At 53.4% G+C, this 24,419-nt stretch carries 21 protein-coding genes and 1 pseudogene; 15 read left to right on the top strand and 7 right to left on the bottom strand.

Going from position 1 to position 24,419, the window contains the following annotated elements; translation table 11 throughout:
- Nucleotides 1–8: 8 nt before the first annotated feature.
- From rng to csrD, 6 genes and pseudogenes are all read right to left on the bottom strand, one after another.
- The gene (gene rng / locus GV764_RS05330) at nucleotides 9–1,478 is read right to left on the bottom strand and encodes a ribonuclease G (RefSeq protein ID WP_161659228.1); all 1,470 of its coding nucleotides are present in this window, start codon (nucleotides 1,476–1,478) and stop codon (nucleotides 9–11) included.
- A pseudogene (locus GV764_RS05325) lies at nucleotides 1,468–2,062 on the bottom strand (Maf family protein). Before GV764_RS05325 ends, rng begins: the two are co-directional and overlap by 11 nt.
- Nucleotides 2,063–2,070: 8 nt before the next feature.
- The gene (mreD, locus tag GV764_RS05320) at nucleotides 2,071–2,559 is read right to left on the bottom strand and encodes a rod shape-determining protein MreD (RefSeq protein ID WP_161659226.1); all 489 of its coding nucleotides are present in this window, start codon (nucleotides 2,557–2,559) and stop codon (nucleotides 2,071–2,073) included.
- A complete protein-coding gene (gene mreC / locus GV764_RS05315) occupies nucleotides 2,559–3,563 on the bottom strand; it encodes a rod shape-determining protein MreC (RefSeq protein ID WP_125292987.1) in 1,005 nt (334 codons plus the stop codon). The genes mreD and mreC overlap by 1 nt, the downstream gene beginning before the upstream one ends.
- A gap of 69 nt (nucleotides 3,564–3,632) precedes the next feature.
- Complete coding sequence (gene mreB / locus GV764_RS05310) at nucleotides 3,633–4,676, bottom strand: rod shape-determining protein MreB (RefSeq protein ID WP_000913396.1); 1,044 nt, start codon at nucleotides 4,674–4,676, stop codon at nucleotides 3,633–3,635.
- Nucleotides 4,677–4,984: 308 nt separating this feature from the next.
- A complete protein-coding gene (gene csrD, locus GV764_RS05305; RefSeq protein WP_161659225.1) occupies nucleotides 4,985–6,925 on the bottom strand; it encodes an RNase E specificity factor CsrD in 1,941 nt (646 codons plus the stop codon).
- 222 nt (nucleotides 6,926–7,147) lie between these two features.
- Between csrD and acuI the strand changes: the two genes are divergently transcribed.
- From acuI to fis, 11 genes are all read left to right on the top strand, one after another.
- Nucleotides 7,148–8,122, top strand: coding sequence for an acrylyl-CoA reductase (NADPH) (acuI, locus tag GV764_RS05300; RefSeq protein WP_125292985.1), 975 nt, complete (start codon nucleotides 7,148–7,150; stop codon nucleotides 8,120–8,122).
- Nucleotides 8,123–8,225: 103 nt separating this feature from the next.
- Nucleotides 8,226–9,230: a protein-methionine-sulfoxide reductase catalytic subunit MsrP gene (msrP, locus tag GV764_RS05295; RefSeq protein WP_161659224.1), complete on the top strand. Its 1,005-nt coding sequence runs from the start codon at nucleotides 8,226–8,228 to the stop codon at nucleotides 9,228–9,230.
- Nucleotides 9,231–9,830, top strand: coding sequence for a protein-methionine-sulfoxide reductase heme-binding subunit MsrQ (gene msrQ / locus GV764_RS05290; protein ID WP_161659223.1), 600 nt, complete (start codon nucleotides 9,231–9,233; stop codon nucleotides 9,828–9,830). It begins immediately after the preceding gene.
- A 234-nt stretch (nucleotides 9,831–10,064) separates the two neighbouring features.
- The gene (aroQ, locus tag GV764_RS05285; protein WP_125292982.1) at nucleotides 10,065–10,517 is read left to right on the top strand and encodes a type II 3-dehydroquinate dehydratase; all 453 of its coding nucleotides are present in this window, start codon (nucleotides 10,065–10,067) and stop codon (nucleotides 10,515–10,517) included.
- Nucleotides 10,518–10,538: 21 nt separating this feature from the next.
- The gene (gene accB, locus GV764_RS05280; protein ID WP_125292981.1) at nucleotides 10,539–11,015 is read left to right on the top strand and encodes an acetyl-CoA carboxylase biotin carboxyl carrier protein; all 477 of its coding nucleotides are present in this window, start codon (nucleotides 10,539–10,541) and stop codon (nucleotides 11,013–11,015) included.
- A 10-nt stretch (nucleotides 11,016–11,025) separates the two neighbouring features.
- Complete coding sequence (gene accC / locus GV764_RS05275) at nucleotides 11,026–12,375, top strand: acetyl-CoA carboxylase biotin carboxylase subunit (protein ID WP_125292980.1); 1,350 nt, start codon at nucleotides 11,026–11,028, stop codon at nucleotides 12,373–12,375.
- A gap of 100 nt (nucleotides 12,376–12,475) precedes the next feature.
- The gene (locus GV764_RS05270) at nucleotides 12,476–12,718 is read left to right on the top strand and encodes a YhdT family protein (RefSeq protein ID WP_161659222.1); all 243 of its coding nucleotides are present in this window, start codon (nucleotides 12,476–12,478) and stop codon (nucleotides 12,716–12,718) included.
- Nucleotides 12,708–14,162: a sodium/pantothenate symporter gene (panF, locus tag GV764_RS05265; protein WP_161659221.1), complete on the top strand. Its 1,455-nt coding sequence runs from the start codon at nucleotides 12,708–12,710 to the stop codon at nucleotides 14,160–14,162. Before GV764_RS05270 ends, panF begins: the two co-directional genes overlap by 11 nt.
- Nucleotides 14,163–14,173: 11 nt before the next feature.
- Nucleotides 14,174–15,055 (top strand): 50S ribosomal protein L11 methyltransferase, encoded by an 882-nt coding sequence (gene prmA / locus GV764_RS05260; protein WP_161659220.1) that lies wholly within the window; start codon nucleotides 14,174–14,176, stop codon nucleotides 15,053–15,055.
- Between the two features lie 492 nt (nucleotides 15,056–15,547).
- The gene (gene dusB, locus GV764_RS05255; protein ID WP_161659219.1) at nucleotides 15,548–16,555 is read left to right on the top strand and encodes a tRNA dihydrouridine synthase DusB; all 1,008 of its coding nucleotides are present in this window, start codon (nucleotides 15,548–15,550) and stop codon (nucleotides 16,553–16,555) included.
- Nucleotides 16,556–16,658: 103 nt separating this feature from the next.
- Nucleotides 16,659–16,955, top strand: coding sequence for a DNA-binding transcriptional regulator Fis (gene fis / locus GV764_RS05250; protein ID WP_000462905.1), 297 nt, complete (start codon nucleotides 16,659–16,661; stop codon nucleotides 16,953–16,955).
- 69 nt (nucleotides 16,956–17,024) lie between these two features.
- On the opposite strand, the gene GV764_RS05245 is transcribed toward fis, so the two are convergent.
- On the bottom strand, nucleotides 17,025–17,657 hold the full coding sequence (locus GV764_RS05245; RefSeq protein WP_201743079.1) for a TetR family transcriptional regulator: 633 nt from the start codon (nucleotides 17,655–17,657) through the stop codon (nucleotides 17,025–17,027).
- A gap of 430 nt (nucleotides 17,658–18,087) precedes the next feature.
- Between GV764_RS05245 and GV764_RS05240 the strand changes: the two genes are divergently transcribed.
- From GV764_RS05240 to GV764_RS05225, 4 genes are all read left to right on the top strand, one after another.
- Entirely contained in the window at nucleotides 18,088–19,260 is a 1,173-nt protein-coding gene (locus GV764_RS05240; protein WP_161659217.1) for an efflux RND transporter periplasmic adaptor subunit, read from the top strand.
- Nucleotides 19,253–22,360, top strand: a complete 3,108-nt coding sequence (locus GV764_RS05235) for an efflux RND transporter permease subunit (protein ID WP_161659216.1) — start codon at nucleotides 19,253–19,255, stop codon at nucleotides 22,358–22,360. The genes GV764_RS05240 and GV764_RS05235 overlap by 8 nt, the downstream gene beginning before the upstream one ends.
- A gap of 283 nt (nucleotides 22,361–22,643) precedes the next feature.
- Nucleotides 22,644–22,865: a putative periplasmic lipoprotein gene (locus GV764_RS05230; protein ID WP_161659215.1), complete on the top strand. Its 222-nt coding sequence runs from the start codon at nucleotides 22,644–22,646 to the stop codon at nucleotides 22,863–22,865.
- A 485-nt stretch (nucleotides 22,866–23,350) separates the two neighbouring features.
- Nucleotides 23,351–24,376, top strand: a complete 1,026-nt coding sequence (locus tag GV764_RS05225; protein WP_125292954.1) for an amino acid ABC transporter substrate-binding protein — start codon at nucleotides 23,351–23,353, stop codon at nucleotides 24,374–24,376.
- Nucleotides 24,377–24,419 lie beyond the last annotated feature (43 nt).

Genomic DNA, 24,419 nt, shown 5'->3' with positions numbered 1-24,419 from the left:
GCACCGGGTTACATCATAACCACGTCAAACTGCTCCTGGTTATAGAGCGGCTCAATTTGCACTTTGACCTGCTTGCCGACGAAAATCTCTACCTCGGCCAGCGCGTGGGACTCTTCGCTTTTTAGCGCTTCCGCCACTGCTGGCGCAGCGTACACCAGGAAGCGATCCGACTCGTATGCATGATGCACGCGCACGATTTCGCGCATGATTTCATAGCACACCGTTTCAACGGTTTTCACCGTGCCGCGACCGTGGCAGGTCGGGCATTCGTTACACAATACGTGCTCGACGCTTTCACGGGTACGCTTGCGGGTCATCTCCACCAGCCCCAGTTGGGAGAAGCCGTTGATGCTGGTTTTCACCCGATCTTTGCTCAGCGCCTGCTCCAGAGAGTGCAGCACCCGGCGGCGGTGATCTTCATTATTCATATCGATGAAATCAATAATGATAATGCCGCCCAGATTACGCAACCGCAGCTGGCGGGCAATCGCCTGCGTCGCTTCGATGTTGGTATTAAAGATAGTATCGTCGAGATTGCGGTGGCCGACAAAAGCGCCGGTATTGATATCCACCGTGGTCATGGCTTCGGTCTGATCGATGATCAGATAGCCGCCGGACTTCAGCTCAACTTTGCGCTCCAGCGCGCGCTGGATTTCATTCTCGACGTCGTAGAGATCGAAAATTGGCTGGCGGCCCGTGTAGTGCTCCAGCTTGCTGGTCATCTCCGGGATGTATTCCGCCGTGAACTCCAGCAGCATGTCATAGGTCAGACGGGAATCGACGCGGATTTTATCCAGCGAGGTATCGGCGAAATCACGCAGCACGCGCTGGGCCAGCGCCAGTTCGCCATACAGCTGATAGCGCGTTTGATGGCGTTTTTTACGCTCCATCACCTTGGTCCAGACGCGTTTCAGGTACGCCGCGTCAGAAGCCAAATCCTCGGTACACACGCCTTCCGCCGCGGTGCGAATAATAAACCCGCCCTGCTCGTCGCAATAATCCGCCACCACCTTTTTCAGGCGGTCGCGCTCGGATTCACTTTCGATTCGCTGGGAGACGCCCACGTGAGACGCGCCAGGCATAAACACCAGATAGCGGGACGGCAGGGTAATATCGGTGGTCAGGCGCGCGCCTTTGGTGCCGAGCGGATCTTTCACCACCTGCACCATTAAATCCTGCCCCTGACGGACCAGTTCAGAGATATCGCGGACGGTGAAGTTTTTCTGCTCTTCGCCCGCTACGCATTCGGTATGCGGCATGATGTCCGAAGCGTGCAGAAACGCGGCCTTTTCCAGACCAATATCGACAAATGCCGCCTGCATACCCGGCAGAACACGGCTGACGCGACCTTTGTAGATATTCCCAACGATCCCGCGGCGCGCTTCCCGTTCGATGTGAATTTCCTGGAGGATCCCGCCATCGATATACGCCACCCGGGTTTCCGAAGGGGTCACGTTTACTAACAGTTCAGCCGTCATGTTCTTTTCTATCCTTCACGCAGTGAGTTAAAGTTACTCAGCAACTCATACGTTTCCACCAGCGGTAAGCCGACTACGGCGTGATAGCTGCCATTAATCTTCCTGACGAAACAGCCACCCAGCCCCTGAATACCGTATGCACCTGCTTTATCCATAGGTTCACCGCTGGCGACATAACCGGCGATATCCTGTTGCGACAGCACTCTGAAAGTCACTTCCGTGACGACCAGGCAGTCCATGAGGTGTTGGCGATCGGCGATGGCCACCGCCGTCATCACCTGATGCGTTTGACCAGAGAGCCGGTGCAACATCGTGCAGGCCTCGTCCGGCGACTGCGGTTTTTCCAGCACCTCGCCGTTGAGGATCACAATCGTATCCGCACCCAGCACCGGCAGATCGCGCGGCGCCTGCGCCACGCCCGCCTGAGCTTTATCGCGCGCCAGACGTACCACGTAATGCTGCGCGCTTTCCTGCGGCTGGCGGCGTTCTTCCACGTTTGTAACGATACGTTCGAATTCGACGCCCAACTGGGTTAACAGTTCCTGACGACGCGGCGAGCCTGATGCGAGATAAATCGCTGACATAATCCCTCTTATTGCACTGCAAACTGCTGGCGAATTTTACGCATCAACAGGAAAAGCCATGGCCAGAGTATGCCGTTCACTACACTACTCCAGAACACTTCCGGCTTGAAAGAGACGTTGATCACTAAAAATTCAGCCCAGAAAACAATAATATCCGAAGCCAGTGAAAGTAAGATCACCACCAGTGCCTGTTGCCAGAGCGCCAGATTCCTGAAGAGCTGATATTTAAGCGCCACCAGATAGGCAATGATACACAGCGACAGGGCGCGAACGCCCAACGTAGAGCCACTAATGAGATCCAGTATGGCACCCATCACGAAACCTGTACCGACATTTACGCGATGCGGCAGCGCCAGGATCCAGTAAAGCAGGATCAATAATACCCAATCTGGCCGGAAGGCCAGCAGATCATCCGGCCAGGGCATTATCTGCAATAACAAGGCGATAAGGAAAGAGAGCCAAATAACCCAACGTCCCTGACTTCGATAACTCGCCACTATTGCCCTCCCGCAGCGCCAGGCGCAGCAGGCGCGGGCTGGGTAATGCCGGTCGCGGGTGCAGGCACGGGCGCTGGCGGTCCCATCGCATCCGGCGACGGCAGCACTTGCGGCATCATCTGCATCAGACGCTCATTCGCCACGCGATGCACGTCTTCCGGCGTCATCGGGTTAGCGCCGTTGCGATCGGCTCCCCACAGCAGCAGCAAATAGCGTAAGCGCTGAAGACCCGCAGTCGGACGCGCCTGAATCACGGTATAAGCCCGCTGGGTATCCAGCTTCACGGAAGAGACCACCGCAACCGGATAGCCTTCAGGGAAACGGCCACCCAGGCCGGAAGTAACCAGCACATCGCCAACGCGAATGTCGGTATTTGCCGGGAGATGTTCAAGCTGCAAATCGTCGGTACAACCGTTGCCTGCGGCAATCACACGGATATCGTTACGCAATACCTGAATCGGCAGCGCATGGGTTGCATCACAGATCAGCAGTACGCGGCTGGTGAGTTTCGCCACCGCCACCACCTGGCCCACGACGCCTTTGTCGCTGATTACCGGCTGGCCTTCATACACGCCATTGACGCTGCCTTTGTCAATAACCACCTGATCGCTATAGGGATCGTTCACGGTGGAAATCACCTGGGTGACCATTTTCTGCTCGTCCTGACGCAGCGGCGACCCCAGCAGTTCGCGCAGACGCGCATTTTCCTGGCGGTACTGGCCCAGCAACAGAATTTCGCTGTTCTTTAACAATAATTCCTGACGCAGCGCCCGATTTTCTAACTCAAGCTGATCGCGGGACGCCAGGGTTTGAGACACGTTGTCCAGTAATTGACGTGGACCGTTTGATACAAAGTAGAAGGGACTGACGGCGGTATCCATGTACGTTCGGATCTGGCTAAACGTACCGAGGCGGCTGTCGGCGATAATGACACCAAGCGCCACCAGAACCGCCAGGATCAGGCGAAACTGTAGCGACGGGCCACGGCTAAAAATTGGCTTCATAGGCTATGCGTATTCCTCGGCTGCAAGAAAAGGGCAGACCTTGCGGGCTGCCCCTTTTCCTGCGGCTGATTACTCTTCGCTGAACAAGTCGCCGCCGTGCATATCGATCATTTCCAGTGCCTTGCCGCCGCCGCGGGCTACGCAGGTCAATGGATCTTCCGCGACCACTACCGGAATGCCAGTTTCTTCCATCAGTAGACGGTCAAGGTTACGCAACAGTGCACCACCGCCGGTGAGCACCATACCACGCTCGGAGATATCAGACGCCAGCTCCGGCGGGCACTGTTCAAGCGCAACCATCACGGCACTGACGATACCGGTCAACGGCTCTTGCAGCGCTTCGAGAATTTCGTTGGAGTTGAGCGTAAAGCCGCGCGGCACACCTTCTGCCAGGTTACGACCGCGCACTTCGATTTCACGCACTTCATCGCCCGGATAGGCGGAACCGATTTCATGCTTGATACGCTCTGCGGTGGCTTCGCCGATCAGCGAGCCATAGTTACGACGCACATAATTGATGATGGCTTCGTCAAAACGGTCGCCGCCGATACGCACGGAGGAAGAATACACTACGCCGTTCAGGGAAATGACCGCGACTTCGGTGGTACCGCCACCGATATCCACCACCATAGAACCGGTTGCTTCGGAAACCGGCAACCCGGCACCGATAGCGGCCGCCATCGGTTCTTCAATCAGGAACACTTCACGTGCGCCAGCGCCCTGTGCGGATTCGCGAATAGCGCGACGTTCAACCTGGGTAGCGCCAACCGGCACACACACCAGCACGCGCGGGCTTGGGCGCATAAAGCTGTTGCTATGCACTTGCTTAATGAAGTGTTGCAGCATTTTTTCCGTGACAAAGAAGTCGGCGATTACGCCGTCTTTCATCGGGCGAATCGCCGCGATGTTGCCAGGCGTACGGCCCAGCATTTGTTTCGCATCATGACCGACGGCGGCAACGCTTTTCGGCGAGCCTGCGCGGTCCTGACGAATGGCCACAACGGAAGGCTCATTCAGTACGATGCCTTGTCCTTTTACATAAATGAGGGTATTCGCGGTACCCAGGTCAATGGACAGGTCATTGGAAAACATGCCACGAAATTTTTTCAACATACTAAGGGATAATCCTGAAAGCTGGGGCGGAAAACAAAATCCGCTTACTTTACCAACCACACGACGCAGCGACAAGGCGCAAAAAATGTTCTGCGACGGTGAAAAAGAGTGCCGTTTGCTTCCTCTTTCGTCAGCGCATTACCCACTCCTCGTCATCCTGCTAAACGCATCATTTCCGAAGGGGTATTCATAACGCAAAGAGATTATAAACGGCTGCATATTCGCTGCGTGATTCTGGCCGGCAGGCGTACTCGCCCCCTTAAGATGCAGCGCGCGTTATTCTACGTGAAATCTGGCTAAACGGCAGGTCAAACCGAGAATCTTTGAGAATATTTTTTCACGCTGGTATCCAGGGGCTGCGAGGCCGAGAAGAAATCGCCCTGACCGCCCGTCACGCCGCGTTCTACCAGGGTCTGCCATTCGCTTCGGCTACGAATGCCTGCCGCAAATAACTGGGCCTGCGTACCGCTGCAAGCCTCCACCAGACTCTGCACAAACAGTTGATTTTCTGTACGCTTTTCAATGTTACGCACCAGCCCCGGATGGAGCTTCACCACTTCGACATTGAGATCGTCAATATACGAGGTGCTGACCACCGTTAATCCGGCCTGTACGACGGCGATACGCGCGCCCAGCGCCTGGATTAACCGCACAACCGGTTGTAAACGGTTGATGTGTTGACAAACATCCGCCTCTGCAAGTTCAAAAAGAATGCGTTTTCTTTGCGATTTTTCACATTGCATCAGCGTATCGCGCAGCCAACGCTGAAACGGCGGGCGGATCAGCGACTCTACGGACACGGAAACCGCCAGAGTTTCTTCCGGCCAGAAACGTAAAAATGGGATGACGCGGGTAATGATCTGTCGATCGTACTGCTCGGCAAGGCCAAACTGGATCACCATCGGCATAAACTCCGCCGCCAGTACCTCCTCTTCACCATCAAAGATACGGCACATTAATTCCCGGTGATGTACCCAGCCTTCACGCGTGACGGCGGGTTTTTGATAGAATCGCGGGCCGCCGCGCTGCAAGACATTTTCGATCAGCGTACGCCAGCGCACGTTGCCGCGCCCTTTTTCGGGTAAGGATTCGTCATACACCGACCAACCATTACCGCCCTGCAATACGGCATTGCGCGTCGCCACCTGGGCGCTCTCAATGACATTTTCAATAGACTGACCGCCCCGGAAAGCGCACACACCGATATGCAGCATATCCGCACTGTCCAGCATGCGCGTCGGGGGCAACGCATCCACGGCATTCAGGAGTTGGCTGGCTATACCTTCCGCCTCTTTTAGCGTGCGGTGAGGCAGCAGTACGGCAAAATCGCTGCGAAAGTAGCGCGCCAGCAACGCGCCCGGGTAGCGCATAATAAAAGTAGAAAACATATTAATCAGATTGAACAGATAATCTTCTACCGCCGTTTTGCCCCAGGTTTCGCGTAGCGTGTCGAAATCCGGCAGGCGCATCATCATCACTACGCCATGCGCCCCCGCGCTTTCCTGATCTTCCAGCAGCGTCGCAAGCTGATTATCAAAAAACAGCCGGTTGCTCAGCCCGGTTTTCGCATCCTGGGCAGCGAAAGCGCGAATCAATGTGTCCATACGATTACGTTGTTCGCTGGCATGCTGAATATCCGACAGCAAAATATCCATGGCACTGCTGGCGCGCGTCGGCCATTCGTGCACCGAACCCCGTACCCGGTTGCCGCGTTCGCCGTTGAGGATCCGGCTGGCTCGCGTCTCCAGCAGCTCCAGCCCGGAAAGCTGACGTTTAATCCACCGCCCGCCCAGAAAAATCATCGCCACCATAAAGATGATGGCGATACTCAACGGCGCGGTCGTCAGCACGGAGCGAAAATAATTGACGACCGGATCGCTCCAGGTGACGCGCACCGTCAGGCCGGGATTTTTCAGTAAATTAAACGATTCGCTGCGCCAGCGCTCTGCGCCGCCCAGTTGGCGGTAAGTATGCGGCGCTTTCACCTCAACCAGCGTATGCCCGTCCTTAATAAACTGGATTTGCGAGATATCGACCGGGGTCATCATGCCGATAAGGCGGGGAGCCAGTGCTTCCGGCGTGTTGATAAGCAGCTCACTGTCGATCACCGTCACCACCGCAGAGATGCGCTTCTCGAGCTTATAATGAACGGAGTTGTAGAAACTGGCGGCGCAGCCAAAGAGCGTAACCAGAATCGCCAGACTGGTCAGCAAGGTAACAAAGGCAGAGAATTTCGTCGTTAATCGCATCCTTGAGTTAACTCCGTTTTGGGGGTGGTACCAGCAACCTTTGAGGGTTGTCCTCGCGACAGTAAAGTGAGTGCTAACTAATTAGCCAGAGCCGCGCATAGTAGCAAACGACGTCAGGTTTAACAGGATTTATTGCGTTAAATCGGCATTGCGTTTCAATAAGCGAGTATAGTCTTCAACAATTATTTTCCAATGCTAACGACCCGGTAAGGAGTAGTAGACATGCAAGCTTTGATTCTCGATCAGCAAGATGGAAAAACGATTTCCGCTGTAAAAACGATTGATGAAAACCAACTCCCTGAAGGAAACGTCACCGTCGATATTGACTGGTCCAGCCTGAATTATAAAGATGCGCTCGCCATTACCGGAAAAGGTAAAATTATCCGTAACTTCCCCATGGTGCCTGGCATCGATTTCGCAGGGCGGGTGCGCCACAGCGAAGATCCGCGCTTTCATGCAGGCCAGGCCGTGCTGTTGACCGGCTGGGGCGTGGGTGAAAACCATTGGGGCGGTCTGTCGCAGATGGCGCGGGTCAACGGCGACTGGCTGGTCGCGATGCCGGAAGGGCTGGACGGTCGCAAAGCGATGATTATCGGTACGGCCGGTTTTACGGCAATGCTGTGCGTGATGGCGCTGGAAGATGCCGGTATTACGCCGCAAAGCGGTGAAGTGGTGGTGACCGGTGCCAGCGGCGGCGTGGGCAGTACTGCGGTGGCGCTGCTGCACAAGCTGGGTTACCAGGTTGCCGCCGTGTCCGGTCGCGAAAGCACCCATGACTATCTGCGTAAACTGGGTGCTAACCGTATCCTGGGTCGCGACGAGTTCGCCGAAACCCGTCCGCTGGAAAAACAGCTTTGGGCGGGCGCGGTGGATACCGTTGGCGATAAAGTGCTGGCCAAAGTGCTGGCGCAAATGAATTACGGCGGTTGTGTTGCGGCATGCGGTCTGGCGGGTGGCTTCGCCTTACCGACCACCGTGATGCCGTTTATCCTGCGCAATGTCCGCCTCCAGGGCGTCGATTCGGTCATGACGCCTGCCGCGCGCCGCGCTGAAGCCTGGCAACGACTGGTTCGCGATCTGCCTGCTTCTTTCTATGAGCAAGCCACCAGCGAAATCCCGCTGGCGGAAGCGCCGCGTCTGGCTAATGACATAATGAATAATGCGATCCAGGGCCGTACTCTGGTCAAAATTCGCTAAGTTGCCGCAGGGGCCGTCGTGCCCCTGCTTCACTTTTTTTTTGACAAATTCGCCGTAATTTCATTTCTTCGTCATGCTTAATGACTACGTCAAGGAGCATGTCATGAAAAAGCAACCCCGGCTGACTGAAGCCGACGTCACCCCCGAATCGGTATTTATGATGAAGCGCCGCCAGGTCCTGCAGGCGTTAGGCCTTGGCGCTGCCGCGTTATCCCTACCCCACGCTGCGCAAGCGGATTTACTCTCCTGGTTTAAGGGCAACGATCGCCCGCCCGCGCCTGCCGGAAAACCGCTTGAATTCAGCAAGCCTCCGCAGTGGCAAAGTACGCTGGAGCTCACCCCGGAAGATAAGGTCACCGGCTATAACAACTTCTATGAATTTGGCCTCGATAAAGCCGACCCGGCCGCCAATGCCGGCAGTCTGCCCGTCAATCCCTGGCAATTAACAATCGATGGCGAAGTCGCCAAACCGCTGACCCTGGATTATGACGATTTACACCATCGCTTCCCGCTGGAAGAGCGTATTTACCGGATGCGCTGCGTGGAGGCCTGGTCAATGGTGGTACCGTGGATTGGTTTCCCGCTTGCCCGGCTGCTGGCGCAGGTTGAACCCACCAGCCGGGCGCGTTATGTGGCGTTTAAAACCCTGTATGCGCCAGAAGTCATGCCGGGCCAGAAAGACCGTTTTATCGGCGGCGGGCTGGAATACCCGTATGTTGAGGGATTGCGCATTGATGAGGCGATGCATCCGCTGACGATGCTTACCGTCGGGGTTTACGGGAAAGCGCTGCCGCCGCAAAACGGCGCCCCCGTAAGATTAACCGTGCCCTGGAAGTATGGCTTTAAGGGAATCAAATCCATCGTGAGCATCACCCTGACCGAGCAGCGACCGCCGACCACCTGGAATCTTGCCGCCTCGAATGAGTACGGTTTTTATGCCAACGTCAATCCTCATGTGGATCATCCCCGGTGGTCGCAGGCCAGCGAACGCTTTATCGGCTCGGGCGGCATTCTGGATGTGAAACGCCAGCCGACGCTGCTTTTTAATGGCTACGCCGGGCAGGTGGCGTCGCTGTATCGCGGGCTCGACTTACGGGAGAATTTTTGAGTGCGTCTGAATGCAAAACAGATTGTCTGGTTGAAAGTGATACTTCATCTGGCGGCGTTTTTGCCGCTGGCGTGGCTGTTCTGGGCGGCAAATCAGGGCTATTTCAGCGCCGATCCGGCAAAAGATATTCAACATTTTACCGGTAGGATGGCTCTGAAATTATTGCTCGCTACCTTGTTGGTCTCCCCGCTGGCGCGTTACGCTAAACAGCCATTGTTGATCCGTACCCGGCGGCTGTTAGGCCTGTGGTGTTTCGCCTGGGCGAGCCTGCATCTGACCAGCTATGCCTTGCTGGAACTGGGTATGAATAATGTGGCGCTGTTGGGTAAGGAACTGGTGAGCCGTCCCTATCTGACGTTAGGCATTATAAGCTGGCTGATTCTGTTAGCGCTCGCCCTGACGTCGCCGCAAGCGATGCAGCGTAAGCTGGGGCGTAACTGGCAAAAACTGCATAACTTCGTGTATCTGGTCGCGATCCTCGCGCCGATTCATTATATGTGGTCAGTGAAGACGCTTTCCCCACAGCCGCTGATCTATGCGGCGCTGGCGGCCGTGCTTTTAGCGCTACGTTACAAGAAGTTCCGCCAATGGTGGCGATAAGGCGAGGTTCTGTGCAGTTGTGCTCAATTCTTCTTACTTCCGCTGCGGTCTCGCAGATATCGGTTGATAATCTTCCCTGATAAGACCAGTATTTAGCTGCCAATTGCTACGAAATCGTTATAATGTGCGACTTTGGTTTTTCACCTGGCTGTTTTCAAGCCACCAGGTGATGACAATCAGGCAATCCCGGTATATTTTGTAATATCACCGAAATTGGCAGGAGATACAGGCACGATGACGGACAGATTCAACATACTGCTTTTGAACGGCCCAAATCTGAACATGCTCGGCACGCGTGAGCCTGAGAAGTACGGCAGCCAAACGCTGGCAGAAATTGTGACCGATTTGAAAGCCCAGGCAGCCTCGTTGAACGTCTCGCTGGATGACCTGCAATCCAATGCGGAGTATGTGTTGATTGACCGCATTCATCAGGCAAAGGATAAGGTGGATTACATCCTGATAAATCCGGCTGCGTTCACCCACACCAGTGTTGCCATTCGTGATGCGCTGTTGGCGGTGAGCATTCCGTTTATCGAGATCCACCTGAGCAACGTCCATGCCCGTGAGCCTTTCCGGCATCACTCATATCTCTCGGATATCGCTGCCGGCGTCATCTGCGGATTCGGCGCTGACGGCTATTCCTATGCATTACAGACGGCGGTAAAACGCCTGTCACATTCAAACTAAACAAGAGTACGGAACCCACTCATGGATATTCGTAAGATTAAAAAACTGATCGAGCTGGTTGAAGAATCAGGCATTGCTGAACTGGAAATTTCTGAGGGCGAAGAGTCGGTACGTATCAGCCGCGCCCCGGTGAATACCGGTTTCCCAATGATGCAGCAAGCGTATGCCGCACCGATGATGCAACAGCCGCAACCTGCGCTGTCTAACGCTATCGCACCAGCCGCCGCGCCGGCAATGGAAGCGCCAGCCGTCGCTGAAATCAGTGGTCACATCGTACGTTCCCCAATGGTTGGTACCTTCTACCGTACCCCAAGCCCGGATGCGAAAGCGTTTGTGGAAGTGGGCCAGAAAGTGAATGTAGGCGACACGCTGTGCATCGTTGAAGCAATGAAAATGATGAACCAGATCGAAGCCGACAAATCAGGCGTAGTGAAAGCTATCCTGGTCGAAAACGGTCAACCGGTAGAATTTGACGAGCCGCTGGTCGTCATCGAGTAACGAGGCGAACATGCTGGATAAAATTGTTATCGCCAACCGCGGCGAGATCGCATTGCGTATTCTTCGTGCCTGTAAAGAACTGGGCATCAAGACCGTCGCTGTGCACTCAAGCGCGGATCGCGATTTAAAACACGTATTGCTGGCGGATGAGACAGTTTGTATCGGTCCGGCTCCGTCGGTAAAAAGCTATCTGAATATCCCGGCTATCATCAGCGCCGCTGAAATCACTGGCGCGGTGGCGATTCACCCGGGTTATGGTTTCCTCTCCGAGAACGCCAACTTTGCCGAGCAGGTTGAACGCTCCGGCTTTATCTTCATCGGCCCGAAAGCCGACACCATCCGCCTGATGGGCGACAAAGTGTCTGCCATCACCGCCATGAAGAAAGCGGGCGTACCGACGGTACCGGGCTCTGACGGCCCGCTGACCGAGGATATGGATGCGAACCGCGCCCATGCGAAACGCATCGGTTATCCGGTGATCATTAAAGCCTCTGGCGGCGGCGGCGGACGCGGTATGCGCGTGGTGCGCGGCGATGCCGAGCTGGCGCAATCTATCTCCATGACCAAAGCGGAAGCGAAAGCCGCTTTCAATAACGACATGGTTTACATGGAGAAATACCTGGAAAATCCACGCCACATCGAAATTCAGGTATTGGCGGATGGCCAGGGCAACGCGATCTATCTGGCGGAACGCGACTGCTCCATGCAGCGTCGTCACCAGAAAGTGGTTGAAGAAGCGCCGGCACCGGGCATCACCCCGGAACTGCGCCGCTTCATCGGCGAGCGTTGCGCGAAAGCCTGTGTGGATATCGGCTATCGCGGCGCAGGTACCTTTGAGTTCCTGTTCGAAAACGGCGAGTTCTATTTCATTGAAATGAACACCCGTATTCAGGTTGAACATCCGGTTACTGAAATGATCACCGGCGTTGACCTGATTAAAGAGCAGTTGCGCATTGCTGCCGGCCAGCCGCTGTCGATCAAGCAAGAAGAAGTTCAGGTTAAAGGCCATGCGGTGGAATGCCGTATCAACGCCGAAGACCCGAACACCTTCCTGCCGAGCCCGGGTAAAATCACCCGTTTCCACGCGCCAGGCGGTTTTGGCGTGCGTTGGGAATCTCATATCTATGCCGGTTACACCGTACCGCCATACTATGACTCCATGATCGGCAAGCTGATCTGCTACGGCGAAACCCGTGATGTGGCGATTGCCCGCATGAAGAACGCCCTGCAGGAACTGATCATCGACGGCATCAAAACCAACGTTGATCTGCAGACGCGCATCATGAACGATGAACATTTCCAGCAAGGTGGCACTAACATCCACTATCTGGAGAAAAAACTCGGCCTCGCCGAGAAGTAATCGCTCCTCAGTAAAAAAGGCCGGTCTTCCGGCCTTTTTTTATGCCCGCCTGCGCCCCTTAGGTTACAATCCCGGCTTTTACAATTAACCTGGGATGACAATGGACAAACGCTTTGTTCAGGCACACAGAGAAGCCCGCTGGGCGCTGTGGCTGACCCTTCTCTATCTCGCCGCCTGGTTAGTGGCTGCTTACTTACCTGATTCCACCCTCGGGTTTACCGGGCTTCCTCACTGGTTTGAAATGGCTTGCCTGCTGGTGCCGCTGATTTTTATCGTGCTGTGCTGGCTGATGATAAAAGTAATTTACCGGGATATTTCGCTGGAGGACGACAATGCAGCATGAAGTGATCCTGCCGCTGGTGGCGTATTTGCTGGTGGTGATGGGACTGTCGATTTATGCCATTCGCCGTCGCGCTACCGGCAGCTTTTTAAATGAGTATTTCCTCGGCAGCCGTTCTATGGGCGGTGTTGTGCTGGCGATGACGCTTACCGCGACCTATATCAGCGCCAGTTCCTTTATCGGTGGGCCTGGCGCAGCCTACAAATACGGCCTGGGGTGGGTGTTGCTGGCAATGATCCAGCTCCCGGCGATTTGGCTGTCGCTGGGTATTCTGGGCAAAAAATTTGCCATCCTGGCGCGCCGCTACAACGCCGTTACGCTGAACGATATGCTGTTTGCCCGCTACCAGAGCCGCTTACTGGTGTGGCTGGCGAGCCTGAGCCTGCTGGTGGCGTTTATTGGCGCGATGACGGTGCAGTTTATCGGTGGCGCCCGGCTGCTCGAAACAGCCGCAGGTATTCCCTACGAAACCGGGCTGCTGATTTTCGGTGTCAGTATCGCACTGTATACGGCGTTTGGCGGCTTTCGCGCCAGCGTACTGAACGACACCCTGCAGGGTCTGGTGATGCTGATTGGCACCATCCTGTTGCTGATTGGCGTGGTGCATGCCGCTGGCGGGCTGCCAAGCGCGGTAGAAAAACTTCAGCAGATCGACCCGAAACTGATTGCACCAGAAGGCGCGGGCGACATCCTTTCTCCTGCCTTTATGACCTCGTTCTGGGTACTGGTCTGCTTCGGCGTGATCGGCCTGCCCCATACCGCAGTACGTTGCATTTCTTATAAAGACAGCAAAGCCGTTCATCGAGGCATGATTATTGGCACCATTGTGGTGGCAGTCCTGATGTTCGGTATGCACCTTGCCGGGGCGTTGGGTCGTGCCGTATTGCCGGATCTGAAGGTCCCGGACCTGGTCATCCCGACGCTAATGGTGACCGTGCTGCCGCCAGTTGCGGCAGGCATCTTTTTGGCCGCACCGATGGCGGCGATTATGTCGACCATCAATGCCCAACTGTTGCAGTCATCCGCTACGATCGTTAAAGATCTCTGGCTCAATATCCGCCCCGATCAGATCCATAATGAAAAGGGACTCAAGCGCATGTCTTCGGCAATTACTCTCATACTGAGCGTGTTGCTGCTGCTGGCGGCATGGCGTCCGCCTGAAATGATCATCTGGCTGAATCTGCTGGCGTTTGGCGGGCTGGAGGCGGTTTTCCTGTGGCCGCTGGTGCTGGGGCTGTACTGGGAAAAAGCCAACGCCGCAGGCGCGTTGAGCGCGATGATTTGCGGCGGCGTACTGTATGCCGTGCTCGCGACATTCAATGTGCACTACTTTGGGTTCCACCCCATCGTTCCGTCGTTATTAATAAGTTTGTTGGCTTTCCTGTTGGGCAACCTGTTTGGTCGCCCGGTAGCCGAAGCCGCTGTTGTTTCATCCGCTAATAAATAAAGAGTGACGCTATGCCATGGATTCAACTGAAAATTAACACTACTGGTACGCATGCGGAGGCGCTCGGCGACGCGCTGGTGGAAAGCGGTGCGGTGTCCGTCACCTTTCAGGATACCCACGACACGCCGGTGTTCGAGCCGCTGCCGGGCGAAACGCGCCTGTGGGGTGATACCGATATTATCGGCCTGTTTGACGCCGAAACCGATATGAAAGAGGTGGTGGCTATCCTGGAAAACCAGCCGCTGTTAGGCGCAGGGTTCCAACACAAAATCGAGCAGTTAGAGGATAAAGACTGGGAGCGCGAATGGATGGATAACTTCCACCCGATGCGTTTTGGTGAGCGCCTGTGGATTTGCCCAAGCTGGCGTGAGGTGCCCGATGAAAACGCCGTTAACGTCATGCTCGATCCGGGCCTGGCGTTCGGTACCGGGACGCACCCAACGACTTCGCTGTGTCTGCAGTGGCTCGACGGTCTGGATCTCACCGGGAAGACGGTAATCGACTTCGGCTGTGGCTCCGGCATTCTCGCCATTGCCGCGCTCAAGCTGGGCGCAGCGAAAGCAATCGGTATTGATATCGATCCGCAAGCTATTCAGGCCAGCCGCGACAATGCTCAGCGCAACGGCGTTTCTGACCGTCTGGAACTCTACCTGCCGCAAAACCAGCCAGAACAAATGCAGGCCGACGTTGTGGTCGCCAACATCCTGGCGGGCCCGCTGCGCGAGCTGGCACCGCTTATCAGCGTATTGCCGGTGAAGGGCGGTCTGTTAGGGCTTTCCGGCGTGCTGGCAACCCAGGCAGAAAGCGTCTGCGAAGCCTATCAGGAGTTGTTCAGCCTTGACCCGGTGGTGGAAAAAGAGGAATGGTGCCGGATCACCGGCGTTAAAAACTGAGCATTGAGAACATGGTTCACACCATGTTCTCATTCCCTCGCCCATCCCGTTAACCCCCTTCTGACGGTGTCAGGAACGCAGCTCCAGCCATTTAAGGGGTGATGCAGCCTGATAACACCTTTCAGGTGCAAGTCGCTGCACTGACGGCTGGCGAGGGAATAATCAGCGCGGCTGTTGAATGACGCCGCACAAAAAGTGAGAGCAAGTTCGCAAAACTTGCTCTCATTGCCTGAAAAATAAGCGAATACAGACGGATTGTTTCCCGAAAATTCCAGCTCTGGCATAAGAAGTCATAAGAAATTATTGTTGAACACTAAATAATCTTATTGGATTAAGCCTATGAAATAGCTGAATAATTCATCCTGCCCCTCTGTTGCTCTGGCGATTCCTTGATCTACACCCTCTGATTGTTCAAAGTTTGGCCTTTCATCTCGCGTCAAAAATGCGTAATATACGCCGCCTTGCAGGCACAGTATGGTCATTTCTTAACTCATGCGCATCGGACACCACCAACTCAGAAATCGCCTGATTGCAGCGCCCATGGCGGGGATTACCGACCGGCCATTCAGGACGCTGTGTTATGAGATGGGGGCCGGGCTGACCGTTTCCGAGATGATGTCGTCTAACCCACAGGTATGGGAAAGCGACAAATCGCGGCTCCGGATGGTTCATGTCGATGAGCCGGGTATTCGCACCGTGCAGATTGCAGGAAGTGTACCTGACGAGATGGCCCAGGCCGCGCGTATTAACGTGGAAAATGGCGCCCAGATTATTGATATCAATATGGGGTGCCCGGCGAAAAAGGTGAATCGTAAGCTGGCGGGCTCAGCCCTGCTGCAATACCCCGAGCAGGTGAAGTCCATCCTGAACGCGGTAGTCAACGCAGTGGACGTGCCTGTGACGCTGAAGATTCGTACCGGCTGGGATCCGGAACACCGCAACTGTGTAGAGATTGCCCAACTGGCGGAAGATTGCGGGATTCAAGCGCTGACGATTCATGGCCGTACCCGGGCATGTTTATTTCAGGGAAACGCGGAATACAGCAGTATTCGGACAGTTAAGCAGAAAGTTTCCATTCCGATTATCGCGAATGGCGACATTACCGACCCGCTTAAAGCCAGGGCCGTGCTCGACTATACAGGGGCAGATGCCCTGATGATAGGACGCGCAGCCCAGGGAAGACCCTGGATCTTCCGGGAAATCCAGCATTATCTGGACACTGGGGAGTTGCTGCCCCCTCTGCCTCTGGCAGAGGTTAAGCGCTTGCTTTGTGCGCATATTCGCGAACTACATAGCTTCTATGGCGAAGCGAAAGGGTACCGAATTGCGCGTAAACACGTTTCCTGGTACTTACAGGAACATGCTCCAGATGACCAGTTTCGGCGCACATTCAACGCCATAGAGGACGCCAGCGAGCAGCTGGAGGCGTTGGAGGCATACTTCGAAAATTTTGCGTATACACAACATCAACCATCATGCGTCGAGGCGGCAACTGAGTGAATCCGCGGAGCTTACAGCCGTAAGCGACAAGGTGAACGAAGGCAGCGAGCGAAGGCAGATTGAGCGATGAAGTGTAAAACAGAAATAAAGAGCTAACAGAACTATGTTCGAACAACGCGTAAATTCTGACGTACTAACCGTTTCTACCGTCAACTCTCAGGATCAGGTAACCCAAAAGCCCCTGCGTGACTCGGTTAAACAGGCACTGAAGAACTATTTTGCTCAATTGAACGGTCAGGATGTGAATGACCTGTATGAGCTGGTACTGGCTGAAGTTGAACAGCCCCTGTTGGACATGGTGATGCAGTACACCCGCGGTAACCAAACCCGCGCTGCGCTGATGATGGGTATCAACCGCGGTACTCTGCGTAAGAAACTCAAAAAATACGGTATGAACTAATTTCGATTAGCTTACTACTATGTAAAAAGGCGCTAACCGGCATGGGAAAGCGCCTTTTTTATGGTGGTCTTATAGCGCAGCGAACAGCGGTGGTTGAAACGATGCCGCCCTGAAGTTATCCGTCGTCAGCAGCTTTAACATATTATCGACTAAATCCTCTACCAACGCGAAAAGATTAAATGCGTCAGGTTGGCTCAGCCAATTACTGATTATTCCGTTAACACAACTTTGTAATAATATTATCGTTACATCAATGTTTATCGCGCCGCTTACCTGACCCGTATCGACACAACGTTTAAGCGCCTTTGCTAGGCTTTCTTTATCGAAACAGGCGCTGTTTTTGATTTCACGCTCTGAGATCATGTCAGCCGTAAATTCACATTTATGATACAAAATCTCCATTAATGCCCGGTTTTTAGGATCCACGGCAACAGCTTTTAATGTTGCAATCAATTTGCCTCTCAATTCGCTAAGCGGGTTGTCAGGCTCATCGTGCTCTAAATGTATTAAACCCCTTTCCTTTAACTCTTCCTGCTGTTTCCATATCTCATTAAATAATTCCGCCTTGCTGGAGAAATGCCAGTATATCGCTCCACGCGTGACGTGGGCTGCGTCAGCGATGTCTGTCAACGTGGTGTTAGAGACGCCGCGCCGGGCAAACTCAGTGATGGCGGTGTCTATCAGGAGCTGGCGAGTTTTCATCGCATCCAGTTTTGTTTTGCGCACGTTGTTCCTCCTCTATCGCTAGCAACCCGTCGAAAGAGGAAAATAATATTTTCAACCGCCCAGCCATGTCATTTTTAATTCCCACATTTCTACATTTGCAAACAATTTTGGGAATTTGAAAATACAATCATCATATTTATATTGAAATGGATTTCATTCTCAACACAAATGCATTCACGCGAGAATTAAATCATGATGGAATATAATTAACGGAGAAAAAAGGAAACATACCGACATATATTAATTCCTAATTTTGCTTTTTTGTGCTGAAACAAACAAACGCTATCGCCCTCTCACTTACATTGCCCAGGGATTATTTGTAGGATCGCCCATTACGTTTATTTGATTAACTCTGATGCCAGCTTGAGGAATGACACTCTGCCATCGGTTTATAAAAGGAATAGTGATGACAAAACATAATGGGGCTAAATGTTTATTCCTCTTTGTACTGATTTCAGGAATGTTCATTAGTGGATGCGATGATAAAAATAGCAAGCCATCGGGTAACCCACCGCCATCGGTTGTGGTGCATGTCGTTAAAACCGCGCCCTTCGCTGTAACCACTGAGCTGCCTGGCCGTACATCGGCTTTTCGTATCGCCGAAGTCCGACCGCAAGTTGGCGGAATTATCCTTAAGCGTAACTTTGAAGAGGGCAGCGATATTACCGCAGGTTCCTCGCTTTATCAGATCGATCCAGCCACCTATCAGGCTACGTTTGAAAGTGCAAAAGCTACGTTAGCCAGAGCGCAGGCGGCGGCAGAGATCGCCCGTCTGACAGTGAAACGCTACCAACCGCTGGTTGGCACGCAATACGTCAGTAAGCAGGAGTACGATCAGTCGGTGGCCAGCGCCAAACAAGCCGATGCTGATGTGCTCAGCGCTCAGGCTGCCGTTGAATCCGCGCGTATTAACCTGGCTTATACCAAAGTCACCTCTCCTATCAGCGGCAGGATTGGTAAATCCACTGTCACGGAAGGCGCGCTGGTAACCGACGGACAATCTACGGCGCTGGCAACGGTACAGCAGCTCGATCCCATTTATGTCGATCTCACACAGTCCAGTAACGATTTTCTACAGCTTAAGCAGGCTATTGAGCAAGGTAGCCTGACAAAAGAAGGCTCCAGCAGCGTCAACATCATTATGGACAATGGTCAGACCTATGCGCATGCCGGAAGGCTTGAATTTACTGACGTGACCGTGGATGAAAGCACGGGCTCCGTGACGTTAAGAGCCGTGTTCCCGAATCCCGATCATCAGCTGCTGCCGGGGATGTTTGTCAGAGCGCGGGTGGATGAAGGCACACAGCCTGACGCGATTCTGATACCACAGCAAGGCGTGACCCGGACGCCGCGCGGTGAGGCTTTAGTGATGGTGGTCGATGAGCAAAATAAAGTTGAGACCCGCCCGGTGGTCGCCTCGGAAGCGATTGGCGATCGATGGCTGGTAAAAGATGGGCTTAAACCCGGCGATAAAGTGATCGTCAGCGGCATACAGCATATTAAGGCGGGCGCAACGGTAAATCCGGTTACTGAAGAAGCCGCAGAAAAAACCCAGCAAGGCGCTCGCGAACATGGCTAATTTCTTTATTCAGCGACCTATTTTCGCCTGGGTTCTGGCAATTCTGTTAATGATTGCTGGCGGACTGGCCATTATTCAACTGCCGGTCGCCCAGTATCCCACCATCGCGCCGCCCGCTGTCGCCATCTCAGCTTCCTATCCCGGCGCGGACGCGCAAACCGTTCAGGATTCGGTCACCCAGGTGATTGAGCAGAACATGAACGGTATCGATAACCTGATGTATATGTCTTCGACCAGCGATGCGTCAGGGAGTGTGACGATCACCCTGACTTTCGAATCCGGCACTGACCCGGATATCGCGCAGGTTCAGGTACAAAATAAATTACAACTGGCGATGCCTTTGCTTCCTCAGGAAGTGCAACAACAGGGTATCGGCGTTGAGAAATCCAGTAGCAGCTACTTACTGGTTGCGGGCTTTATCTCTTCAGATAACAGCATGAACCAGGAGCAGCTGGGAGACTATGTCGCATCGACGGTTAAGGATCCTATCAGCCGCACGCCGGGCGTTGGCGACGTACAACTTTTCGGCGCGCAGTATGCAATGCGTATTTGGTTAGATAATCACGCCTTAAATAATTATCAACTCACGCCAGTTGATGTCGTGAATCAGTTAAAAATCCAGAACGCGCAAATTGCCGCCGGTCAACTTGGCGGCACGCCAGCAGTGGCCGGACAACAGCTAAACGCCTCTATCATTGCGCAAACCCGCCTGAAAAGCGTTAACGAGTTTGAGAACATCACCTTACGCGTGAATAAAGACGGTTCGTTGATCCGCCTTAAAGACGTGGCGAGAGTCGAACTTGGGGGGGAAAACTACAATACCATTGCGAAAATCAACGGGAAACCGGCTGCAGGGCTCGGAATTAAACTGGCGACAGGCGCAAACGCGCTGGATACGGCCAAAGCCATTAAAGACGAGCTGGCGAAAATGCAGCCCTTCTTTCCAAAAGGTTTACAAGTCACTTACCCCTATGACACCACGCCGTTTGTGCAAATCTCTATTAACGAGGTGGTTAAAACGCTGTTTGAAGCCATCGTGCTGGTATTTCTGGTGATGTACCTGTTCCTGCAGAATATTCGCGCCACGCTGATCCCAACGATCGCCGTCCCCGTGGTATTACTGGGTACCTTCGCCCTGTTGTCTGCATTCGGCTACTCCATTAATACCCTGACGATGTTCGCTATGGTGCTTGCCATAGGACTTTTGGTGGATGATGCCATCGTAGTGGTAGAAAACGTTGAACGCGTCATGCACGAGGATCATCTACCACCGAAAGAAGCCACCAGCAAATCCATGGGGCAAATTCAGGGGGCGCTGGTGGGTATCGCGATGGTGCTTTCCGCCGTGTTTATACCCATGGCTTTTTTTGGCGGTTCTACAGGGGCTATATACCGGCAATTTTCGATCACCATTGTTTCCGCTATGGCGTTATCCGTGTTGGTCGCATTGATTCTAACCCCTGCACTGTGCGCGACGCTGCTGAAACCGCCGTCAGGCGAGAAGCACGATAAAAACGCCGGGTTGTTTGGCAGGTTCAACCGCCTGTTCGATAAGAGCGTAGATCACTACAGCAACAGCGTAAGCCGGATTATTCATAGCACCACACGCTATCTGGTGGTTTACGTGATTATCGTGGCAGGAATGGTTGCGCTGTTTATGAAGCTCCCTACGTCATTCCTGCCTGAGGAAGATCAGGGCGTCTTTATGACGCTGGTGCAACTTCCTGCTGGTGCAACACAGCAGCGTACTCAAAAAGTGCTCGATGAAATCAACGATTACTATCTGACAAAAGAGAGTAAAAACGTTGAATCCGTCTTTACTGTTAACGGATTTAGCTTCAGCGGACAGGGGCAAAATGCGGGTATCGCATTCATCAGCCTGAAGCCATGGGAGGAGCGGTCCGGTGACGAGAATAAAGTGCAATCCATCATTATGCGTGCAACGATGGCATTCAGGAATATACGTGACGCGATGGTGTTCCCGTTTAACCTGCCTGCCATTATTGAGCTGGGTACCGGCACGGGCTTCGATTTTGAACTGATTGATCAGGCAAATCAGGGGCATGATGCATTAACCCAGGCGCGTAATCAGTTATTAGGTGCTGCGGCAGCGCGTTCCGATGTGCTGGTGCGCGTCAGGCCGAATGGCCTGGAAGATACGCCGCAATTTAAAATCGATGTCGATCAGGATAAAGCCCAGGCCCTCGGCGTCGCGCTTTCTGACATTAACCAAACGCTGTCCACGGCGCTGGGCGGCAATTACGTTAATGACTTTATCGACGAAGGCCGGGTGAAAAAAGTCTATCTCCAGTCGGATGCAAAATTCCGCATGCTGCCGTCCGATCTTAATACCCTGTTCGTTCGCAGCAGCAGCGGCGAAATGGTGCCGTTTTCGGCCTTTGCCTCCTCACACTGGATTAAAGGCTCTCCACGCCTTGAGCGCTATAACGGTTTACCTTCCATGGAAATTCAAGGGGAAGCCATGCCGGGTAAGAGTACCGGGGAGGCCATGGAGGTTATGGAGTCCCTGGCCTCTACATTGCCTGCTGGTTTTGGCTATCAATGGACCGGTATGTCCTATCAGGAACGATTATCCGGCAACCAGGCGCCTGCCTTGTATGCCATCTCCCTGATTGTCGTGTTCCTGTGCCTTGCCGCGTTGTACGAGAGCTGGTCCGTTCCTTTCTCCGTGATGCTGGTGGTGCCATTAGGCGTGGTGGGCGCGCTGCTTGCAGCGACAGTTAAAGGTCTGGATAACGACGTCTATTTCCAGGTGGGTCTGCTCACCACCATCGGTTTGTCGGCGAAAAACGCCATCCTGATCGTTGAGTTTGCAAAGGACCTGATGGATAAAGAGGATAAAAATCTTATCGAGGCGACGCTGGAAGCGGTAAGAATGCGTCTGCGCCCGATTCTGATGACTTCGCTGGCGTTTATTCTCGGCGTGTTACCGCTGGTGATCAGCAAAGGAGCCGGGAGCGGCTCGCAGAATGCCGTAGGTACTGGCGTCATGGGCGGTATGCTTGCCGCAACGCTTTTAGCGATTTTCTTTGTCCCGGTATTCTTTGTGGTTATACGCCAACGTTTTAATAAAAAATGATCCTGTAAACATGAAAGACAAGGGATGTCTTTCATGTTTCTCCGCCGGAATAAGCTGATTTATTAATAAGATAAATCATGCACTGGAAACGATTCGCTTATCGCTTCCAGTGCAAATTCCGCTCTCCATTATTTTTACAATTCACATGAATTGATAATAAACACCGCTCCTCTCTGTTTTTTACCAGTGGTAAAATGTACCTATCAAATCCAGAGCCAGAGGGATATGAATAATATTGCCTTTCGCGCAAATGACTGGATGATTATTCTAATGAGGTAATACCATGAAGAAGTTACTCGCTGTCGCATCCCTTTGTGCAGTGTTAGCCGGCTGCGCGCATGATTCTCCCTGCGTACCGGTGTATGACGATCAGGGTCGTCTGGTGCATACCAATACCTGTATGAAAGGCACCACGCAGGATAACTGGGAAACAGCTGGCGCTATTGCCGGTGGCGCAGCAGCGGTAGCGGGCTTAACGATGGGCATCATCGCGCTGAGCAAATAAATGCGGTCTGTTCCGAAACGGCGCGTCGATCGCGCCGTTTGCATTTAAACGGTGCAAATATTTTCCCTCTTGTTTTCCTGTTTTATTTAATCGCACCATGGCGACAATAAAATTTCTGAAATACCTCACACTTCTTTATTTATTTTTTCGACGCTGAATTTGCTCTCGTGATTAATCTCACATCTTTATTCATTCCTTACCCTGCCAATATTAACCTGAGAAATTAATTAGTTACTTTGCTGGCTTACTCATTAATTATTTTGCTCCAAAATGTGGCGCAGGTTGTAATTTCGCACCATTTCCGGGCATTGCGCTTTACGTTTCCTGTCTACACTTCGCTTACTGCATCGAAATAAACGCGTAACCCCTCCGATGCAAAACTGGCACTCCCTTTGCTTTAACGTTTATGGCTGTTGCCACAGACAGGTAATTAGCGTGCCTACGGGCCGCCAATATAACGATAATTTCGCCACACAGGATGCACTATGAAGAAGATGATTATTGCCACGCTTGCCGCGGCGGGCGCACTGATGGCTGTTGCAAATCAGGCACATGCAGGCGCGACATTTGACGCAGTAAAAAAGAAGGGTTTTGTTCAATGCGGTATTAGTGATGGCTTACCGGGATTTTCTTACGCGGATGCGGACGGTAAATTCAGCGGTATTGACGTTGATGTCTGCCGTGGCGTCGCTGCCGCTGTGTTTGGCGATGCGACAAAAGTAAAATATACCCCGTTAACGGCGAAAGAACGCTTTACTGCACTGCAATCTGGCGAAGTAGATTTGTTATCCCGCAATACCACCTGGACATCTTCTCGCGATACCGGTATGGGTATGGCCTTCACCGGCGTAACCTATTATGACGGCATCGGCTTCCTGACCCATAACAAAGCGGGCCTGAAAAGCGCCAAAGAGCTGGATGGCGCAACGGTTTGTATTCAGGCGGGTACCGATACCGAGCTAAACGTGGCGGATTACTTCAAAGCCAATAATATGAAATACACGCCGGTGACCTTTGACCGCTCCGACGAATCGGCAAAAGCGCTGGAATCTGGCCGTTGCGATACCCTCGCCTCCGATCAGTCTCAGCTTTATGCCCTGCGCATTAAACTCAGCAACCCGGATGAATTTATCGTTCTGCCGGAAGTGATTTCGAAAGAGCCTCTGGGCCCAGTGGTGCGCCGCGGCGACGATGAATGGTTCTCCGTGGTGCGCTGGACGCTGTTCGCTATGCTCAACGCAGAAGAGATGGGCGTCACGTCTAAAAACGTCGATGAGAAAGCCGCTAACCCTGCCACGCCAGACATGGGTCACCTGCTGGGCAAAGAGGGCGATTACGGCAAGGATCTGAAACTGGATAACAAATGGGCTTACAACATCGTTAAGCAGGTCGGTAACTATGCCGAAGTGTTTGAACGTAACGTGGGTTCTGAAAGCCCGCTGAAAATCAAACGCGGTCAGAACAACCTCTGGAACAACGGCGGTATTCAATACGCTCCGCCAGTTCGTTAATTACGTACGCTGTTGTAACGGGCGCTGTGGATCCACAGCGCCC

It is taken from the genome of Atlantibacter hermannii, from assembly GCF_009907385.1.
GTDB lineage: Bacteria > Pseudomonadota > Gammaproteobacteria > Enterobacterales > Enterobacteriaceae > Atlantibacter > Atlantibacter hermannii_A.
This window is presented reverse-complemented; position numbering and strand designations above follow the sequence as displayed.

What these genes read in the sequence shown, in the direction of transcription:
- rng (WP_161659228.1), bottom strand. Translation starts at nt 1,478, where the DNA reads ATGACGGCTGAACTGTTAGTAAACGTGACCCCTTCGGAAACCCGGGTG.
- mreC (WP_125292987.1), bottom strand. Translation starts at nt 3,563, where the DNA reads ATGAAGCCAATTTTTAGCCGTGGCCCGTCGCTACAGTTTCGCCTGATC.
- mreB (WP_000913396.1), bottom strand. Translation starts at nt 4,676, where the DNA reads ATGTTGAAAAAATTTCGTGGCATGTTTTCCAATGACCTGTCCATTGAC.
- csrD (WP_161659225.1), bottom strand. Translation starts at nt 6,925, where the DNA reads ATGCGATTAACGACGAAATTCTCTGCCTTTGTTACCTTGCTGACCAGT.
- acuI (WP_125292985.1), top strand. Translation starts at nt 7,148, where the DNA reads ATGCAAGCTTTGATTCTCGATCAGCAAGATGGAAAAACGATTTCCGCT.
- msrP (WP_161659224.1), top strand. Translation starts at nt 8,226, where the DNA reads ATGAAAAAGCAACCCCGGCTGACTGAAGCCGACGTCACCCCCGAATCG.
- aroQ (WP_125292982.1), top strand. Translation starts at nt 10,065, where the DNA reads ATGACGGACAGATTCAACATACTGCTTTTGAACGGCCCAAATCTGAAC.
- accB (WP_125292981.1), top strand. Translation starts at nt 10,539, where the DNA reads ATGGATATTCGTAAGATTAAAAAACTGATCGAGCTGGTTGAAGAATCA.
- accC (WP_125292980.1), top strand. Translation starts at nt 11,026, where the DNA reads ATGCTGGATAAAATTGTTATCGCCAACCGCGGCGAGATCGCATTGCGT.
- GV764_RS05270 (WP_161659222.1), top strand. Translation starts at nt 12,476, where the DNA reads ATGGACAAACGCTTTGTTCAGGCACACAGAGAAGCCCGCTGGGCGCTG.
- panF (WP_161659221.1), top strand. Translation starts at nt 12,708, where the DNA reads ATGCAGCATGAAGTGATCCTGCCGCTGGTGGCGTATTTGCTGGTGGTG.
- prmA (WP_161659220.1), top strand. Translation starts at nt 14,174, where the DNA reads ATGCCATGGATTCAACTGAAAATTAACACTACTGGTACGCATGCGGAG.
- dusB (WP_161659219.1), top strand. Translation starts at nt 15,548, where the DNA reads ATGCGCATCGGACACCACCAACTCAGAAATCGCCTGATTGCAGCGCCC.
- fis (WP_000462905.1), top strand. Translation starts at nt 16,659, where the DNA reads ATGTTCGAACAACGCGTAAATTCTGACGTACTAACCGTTTCTACCGTC.
- GV764_RS05245 (WP_201743079.1), bottom strand. Translation starts at nt 17,657, where the DNA reads ATGAAAACTCGCCAGCTCCTGATAGACACCGCCATCACTGAGTTTGCC.
- GV764_RS05240 (WP_161659217.1), top strand. Translation starts at nt 18,088, where the DNA reads ATGACAAAACATAATGGGGCTAAATGTTTATTCCTCTTTGTACTGATT.
- GV764_RS05235 (WP_161659216.1), top strand. Translation starts at nt 19,253, where the DNA reads ATGGCTAATTTCTTTATTCAGCGACCTATTTTCGCCTGGGTTCTGGCA.
- GV764_RS05230 (WP_161659215.1), top strand. Translation starts at nt 22,644, where the DNA reads ATGAAGAAGTTACTCGCTGTCGCATCCCTTTGTGCAGTGTTAGCCGGC.
- GV764_RS05225 (WP_125292954.1), top strand. Translation starts at nt 23,351, where the DNA reads ATGAAGAAGATGATTATTGCCACGCTTGCCGCGGCGGGCGCACTGATG.